General features: G+C 33.4%; 6 protein-coding genes and 2 pseudogenes. 7 read left to right on the plus strand and 1 reads right to left on the minus strand.

Annotated elements, in window-relative coordinates:
* Positions 1–235, plus strand: a pseudogene (locus AB8B65_RS02960) (RNA pseudouridine synthase); the annotation flags it as partial.
* A 5-nt stretch (positions 236–240) separates the two neighbouring features.
* Here AB8B65_RS02960 and AB8B65_RS02965 read toward each other — a convergent pair.
* On the minus strand, positions 241–519 hold the full coding sequence (locus tag AB8B65_RS02965) for a hypothetical protein (protein ID WP_405299374.1): 279 nt from the start codon (positions 517–519) through the stop codon (positions 241–243).
* Between the two features lie 123 nt (positions 520–642).
* On the opposite strand from AB8B65_RS02965, the gene AB8B65_RS02970 reads away from it, so the two are divergent.
* The 6 genes and pseudogenes from AB8B65_RS02970 to AB8B65_RS02995 all read left to right on the plus strand — a co-directional run.
* Positions 643–1,266 carry a glutathione peroxidase gene (locus tag AB8B65_RS02970; RefSeq protein WP_405299375.1) on the plus strand — a complete coding sequence of 208 codons (624 nt, stop codon included), beginning with the start codon at positions 643–645 and terminating at the stop codon, positions 1,264–1,266.
* A gap of 18 nt (positions 1,267–1,284) precedes the next feature.
* Positions 1,285–2,442, plus strand: coding sequence for a trans-sulfuration enzyme family protein (locus AB8B65_RS02975; protein ID WP_405299376.1), 1,158 nt, complete (start codon positions 1,285–1,287; stop codon positions 2,440–2,442).
* A gap of 82 nt (positions 2,443–2,524) precedes the next feature.
* Positions 2,525–2,896: a hypothetical protein gene (locus AB8B65_RS02980; protein WP_405299377.1), complete on the plus strand. Its 372-nt coding sequence runs from the start codon at positions 2,525–2,527 to the stop codon at positions 2,894–2,896.
* A gap of 17 nt (positions 2,897–2,913) precedes the next feature.
* On the plus strand, positions 2,914–3,588 hold the full coding sequence (locus AB8B65_RS02985; protein ID WP_405299378.1) for a hypothetical protein: 675 nt from the start codon (positions 2,914–2,916) through the stop codon (positions 3,586–3,588).
* 162 nt (positions 3,589–3,750) lie between these two features.
* A complete protein-coding gene (locus tag AB8B65_RS02990) occupies positions 3,751–5,970 on the plus strand; it encodes a S41 family peptidase (RefSeq protein WP_405299379.1) in 2,220 nt (739 codons plus the stop codon).
* An 83-nt stretch (positions 5,971–6,053) separates the two neighbouring features.
* A pseudogene (locus tag AB8B65_RS02995) lies at positions 6,054–6,131 on the plus strand (bacillithiol biosynthesis deacetylase BshB1); the annotation flags it as partial.

Below are 6,131 nucleotides of genomic sequence, written 5' to 3' on the forward strand. Positions count from 1 at the left end.
TTTATTAAAAGTCAAGCCAAAAACGGGCAGATTTCATCAAATTCGCGCGCAATTGTCAAACATCGGACTTCCTATTGTTGGCGATCAAAAGTACGGATCGGATGCAACCTATAAGTCACTTTCTATTTGTCTCCATGCGTGGAAATTGACTTTTGAAACTGCTGACACTAAAGAACGTATCACTTATGAAGCGCCTTTGCCTGTGGATGATTTTTGGGTGTTTGATGCTGTTTAAAAAATCTACATTGTACTAAAAAAAGTAAGATCCCAAATAAAATACAAGAATAGCAACGTTATTGTTAGTACGATTTGAATGAATAGATAATAAGGTTTCTCTTTTATAAAATATTTCAAAATAAAATCGATTAGCAATGGAACAACCGCAAAAAGACAACACATAAAACCTACAATATAGTGCCAGCCTTCTGGATCTCCATCCGGACGAATAAGAATGTAAATTCCCGTAAGGAGTTGTATCACAAAAAAAATAGACAAAGGAGTTATTTGGTCTTTTTTCATATCGAAAAATATAAAATTTTCTGGATACTTACCGTAAAATAAGTTCGTAAAATCTTAAAAGAATCAAAAGCATTCTCCGCGTAAGCGAATACTTTCGTATTTTTGCAAAAACGAAATAAACTAATGAGAATATTCATTCTATTACTCGCAATTTGCACTATAAGTTGCACATCAACAACTAAAGAAAAAGCAAAAGAAGTAGCTTCTGCGGAAGAAACAACCAAAGAAAAACCTGCAAAAACAACACTTGAAAAAACTATGGAAAAAGGATCAATTCATCAATTTACAGTAAAAGATATTACTGGTGGCGATTATAAACTAGCCGATTTAAAAGGAAAAAAAGTCATGATTGTCAATACAGCTTCCGAATGTGGATTAACGCCACAATACGAGCAATTACAGGAAGTATATGAAACCTACAAAGACAAAAACTTCACAATTATCGGTTTTCCTGCAAACAATTTTGGCGCGCAAGAACCTGGAAGCAATCAGCAAATTGCAAAATTCTGTACTTCAAAATTTAATGTGACATTTCCTATGATGAGTAAAATTTCTGTAAAAGGAGACGACATGCATACGTTGTATAAATTTTTAACGCAAAAATCACAAAATGGATTGCAAGATTCGGACGTAGCTTGGAACTTTCAGAAGTATTTAATAAATGTAAATGGTGAGTTAGAAAAAGTAATATCACCACAAACATTACCAAATGACGAAGCTGTTTTAGCTTGGATTGAAGGAAAATAATTTGAGTAAAATAGAAAAATGAAAAAGCAACATTTAGGACTCAATACAGTCTGTACGCATACAGGAGAAGTAGAAGATAAACAATTTAAAGGAGCCGTTTCGCCAATATATTTAAGCAGTTCGTATGCTTTTGAGGATATTGACGAAAAACGTTATCCAAGATACTTTAATACGCCAAATCAGCAAGCATTATGTAAAAAAGTAGCTGCGTTAGAGCATACAGAAGCTGCGCTTATTTTTGGAAGCGGAATGGCGGCTGTAAGCACAAGTTTACTCGCGTTTTTGCACAAAGGCGACCATATTGTATTGCAAAACGCATTGTATGGTGGCACAATGAATTTGGTATTGGAAGAGTTTGACAAATACGGAATCGAATATTCATTCACGAAAAGTTTAGACATTAAAGATTTCAAAAAGGAAATTCGGAAAAATACCAAAGTTATTTATATAGAAACACCTTCCAATCCGTTGTTGAAAATCACGGACATCAGAAAAGTAGCGAAACTTGCCAAAAAGCATAAATTGGTTTCTATGATCGATAATACCTTTGCAAGTCCTGTAAATCAGTTGCCTGGAAACATGGGAATTGATATTATGATTCACAGTGCAACTAAATATTTTGGTGGACATAGTGATATTTTGGCTGGTGCTGTTGCCGCTTCCGCAGCACATATCAATCAAATTTTTCAATTAGGTAAAAACCTTGGTGGAAGCTTAAGTGATTTTACCGTTTGGATGTTGGAAAGGAGTATGAAAACTTTGGGAATTCGTGTCGCAGCACAGAATAAAAACGCACTCAAACTCGCTAATTTCTTAGAAAAGCATGAAGCGGTTGCAAAAGTGTATTATCCGGGTTTAAAATCGCATGTAGACTATGAATTGGCAAAATCGCAAATGTCTGGTTTTGGTGGAATGATGTCTTTTGAATTAAAGTCAGGATATGATGTTTCTAAATTTTTCAAATCGCTACGATTAATCAAGCCATCTATGAGTTTGGCTGGTGTAGAAAGTACCGTGTTAAGTCCGACACAAACATCACACGCATTATTAACGCCAGAAGAGCGCAAAAAGCAAGGAATAGCTGATGGATTGATTCGTTTTTCAGTTGGAATTGAAGATCGAAAAGATATCATTGCAGATTTGAATCGAGCTATCAAAAAGGCGAAGAAGAAATAAAACGTATACTCTATAATTAAAAGCCTCAATCGTAACTGGTTGAGGTTTTTTTTATGTATTTTAAAGACTTTAAACTGAACTCATGAAAAAATATATACACCTGTTTTTAATCTGTACTTTCTTTATAATAGGTTGTAATTCAGCAGATAAAAATACCGAAAAGACAATTATGTTAACTTCTAAAGCTGATCTTGAAGCATATGTGGGACAAAAAATTACGATTATCGGGAAAATTTCAAACACAAAAATCCCGCAAATACTAGGCATTGATATTGACTATACAGGAGATACGCATACACCTAAAACAGGAAAAGCTACGGGAATCTTAGTCAAAACAATAGTTCCTAAAGATACTTCTGGAATACAAAAAGCGAGTAGAGGCGCAGGAACTTTTTATCATCTTAAAAGTTTGGATGGGGATTTTACAGCGAAAGCCATACTTATAAATAAATAACTCAATCAATCTTATTTATGAAATATATACAGCTCATTACAGTCATTCTAGTATCATTTATATTTTCTAGCGAAAGCGCAAAAGCATATTATTTTCCAATGGATAAGCTCATTGAAAGTAAAATTTATGTGTATAGCTGCAAAGAAGATCCATCAGAGACACAGTATTGGAAATTGACTTACAATCCAACAGATAGTACATTTGTTACAGAAGCTTTTGATTCACGGTTTTTTCGATTTGAATTTTTTCAAGAAAAACTCACTGCTACAGGTTTTCAAGTGGAAAAATTTGTCACTTATATTGAACAGGATAAAAGAGGAAAACCAGGGAAACTTGTACGCAAACCAATTGAAAAGGATGTGTATTTGTGGAAAACAGATACACCATATATGTATTCTTCTACAATGATTGATGAAGATTATGGAGAAGTCATATTTTCTAAAACGCGGACATTTGCTGGTAAAGAAAAAGTAACTGTAAATTCTAAAGTTTACAACGCTTTAAAGTTTACAGCGGAATGCAAAACGGAATTGGTTGCTACAAAAGAAAATTACAAATACAATCAAATTACGCATTACGCAAAAAATATTGGAATGGTGCGTTCTGAAAAACAATTTGAAGATAGAAGAAACGTGATTTTAGAACTCTCTAATATACTCACATTGAAAGAGTGGAATGCGCTAAAGAAGTAAATACTTAACTTTTTAGTTTTACTGAATATTGTCTTTTCAATAATATTGAAAACATATTAAAGCAATGTTAACTTTAAAAGCGTTTTTGCATTTTTAAGTATATTTGTAATTCCCTCAGAAAAAAACAATCACACAAACCAAAAATTATACAAACTACAGCTTATGAAGAACACTTTTTTCGTATTTCTATTACTATTTATTTTTTGTTCAGAATACACAACTGCTCAAAACACTACTGATAAAGCGAAATTCAATTTTGATTTTGAAAAAGCATCTCCAAGAAATGACTTGCCAGATAATTGGTTTAAATGGGGAACATATAAAGTAACAAAAGATACGAAAGCACATTCGGGAAAATTTGCAGGAAAAATACATGCTAAAGGCAAAAATGATTCTTTTGGGTGTATTACGTACCAAGTTCCAGCTGACTTTGAAGGAACTACGATTTCGCTTACTGGATATATGAAAACAAAAGATGTAAAAGGCTATGCTGGCTTATTATTGCGCGTTGATGGTAATGGTAAAAGTTTAGTATTTGATAATATGAGTAAACAGAAAATAGAAGGCACGAACGATTGGAAAAAATATACGATTACCCTAGACTATCCTGAAGATGCGGAAATGATTTTTGTAGCTGGAATTCTTAGTGGAGAAGGTGTGGCATGGTTTGATGATTTTGAACTTACAATTGATGGGAAAGATGTGCAACTTATCAAAGAATCCGAGAAAAAAGTATACAAAGCAGAATTAGATACAACTTTTGATACAGGTTCAAAAGTTACATTCCCAACATTAACTGATGCAAAAATTAATGATTTGGAAGTGTTAGGAAAAATTTGGGGATTTTTAAAATACCACCATCCAGCAATTGGAAAAGGAAATTACAATTGGGATTATGAATTATTTAGAGTATTGCCAAAGTTTTTAAAGGCTAATTCAAAAGGAGAAAGAGATAAAGTACTCATCAGTTGGATAGAGAAACTGGGAACCGTTGCTGAATGTGAAAAATGTAAAGAAACTGACGAAAAAGCTATTTTGAAACCAGACATGGCTTGGATGGACGCATTAAATATTGGTTCGAGTGTGCGAGCAAAACTCACTCATATTTACAATAATCGTTTTCAAGGAAGACAATATTATGTAAAAACGGCTGAAGGCATAGGAAATCCTGAGTTTTTGAATGAAAATAAGTATAAAGACATGAATTATCCTGATGCTGGTTTTCGCTTATTAACATTATACAGGTATTGGAATATGATTCATTATTATTTTCCATATAAGAACTTGACAGATAAAGATTGGAGTTCGGTTTTAAAGGAATATATTCCAAAATTTATCAATGCTTCTAGCGAACTTGAATTTGAAATTGCAGCACTTCACATTATTGGAGATGTAGATGATACGCATGCAAATTTATACGGCGGTGATGATAAATTTGAACAAATGCTAGGGAAGCATACAGCACCTTTTAAGGTATCGTTTGTAGAAAATAAATTGGTTGTTGTTCGGTATTACAATCCAGAACACAAAGATGCTTCTAAAGTAAAAGTAGGCGATGTTATTACGCATATTAACGGTAAAACTGTAGCACAAATACGAAAAGAGCGTTACAGGTATCATACAGCTTCTAACGAGCCTACAAGAGATCGAAATATGGCAAGAAGCATATTGCGTTCTCCAGATAAGGAAATAAAAATTACATACATTTCAGACGGAAAAACACAAGAGCATACACTTCCTTTATTCGCGTATAGGGAACTTAATGTTTACAAAAAAACGGCGACAGAATGTTACAAACTATTAAATAAAGATATTGGCTACATAACACTTGAAGTCATTGAACAAGAAGACATTTCTGAAATAAAGAAACTTTTCAAAAATACCAAAGGAATTATTATTGACATTCGTAACTATCCATCTACGTTTGTCCCGTATTCTTTAGGTTCCTATTTTGTATCAAAATCTACAGAATTTGTTCAGTTTACAGAAGTGAATTTTAAAAATCCAGGTGAGTTTATAATGAAGAATATGTTGTCAATCCCAAGTGGAGTTGATACTTACAGAGGAAAATTGGTTGTATTGGTAAATGAAGATACCCAAAGTCAGGCTGAATTTACCGCAATGGCTTTTCGCGCTGGAGAAAATACCACTATTGTGGGAAGTACTACTGCGGGAGCTGATGGAAACTATTCATACATTAATTTACCTGGCGGATTGCGTACAGGAATTACTGGAATTGGCGTATTTTATCCTGATGGAAGCGAAACGCAACGCATCGGAATTGTGCCAGATATAGTAATAAAACCAACTATAAAAGGAATTAAAGAAGGCAGAGACGAAGTGCTTGACAAAGCCATTCAAATCATTCGTAAAGAGAAATAAATAGCTAAAAATTCAGTTAGAAGCTTCAATTTTAGAATCAATAAAATAGCGTAACTTTACATACTAGAAAATAATTATAACGCATGAAGTTAGACATATTAGCTATTGGCGCGCATCCTGATGATGTAGAATTGGGTTGTGGCGCTACGATTGCTAAAGAA

The sequence above is a fragment of the Kordia sp. genome, from assembly GCF_045105435.1.
In the GTDB taxonomy this organism is placed as follows: Bacteria; Bacteroidota; Bacteroidia; order Flavobacteriales; family Flavobacteriaceae; genus Kordia.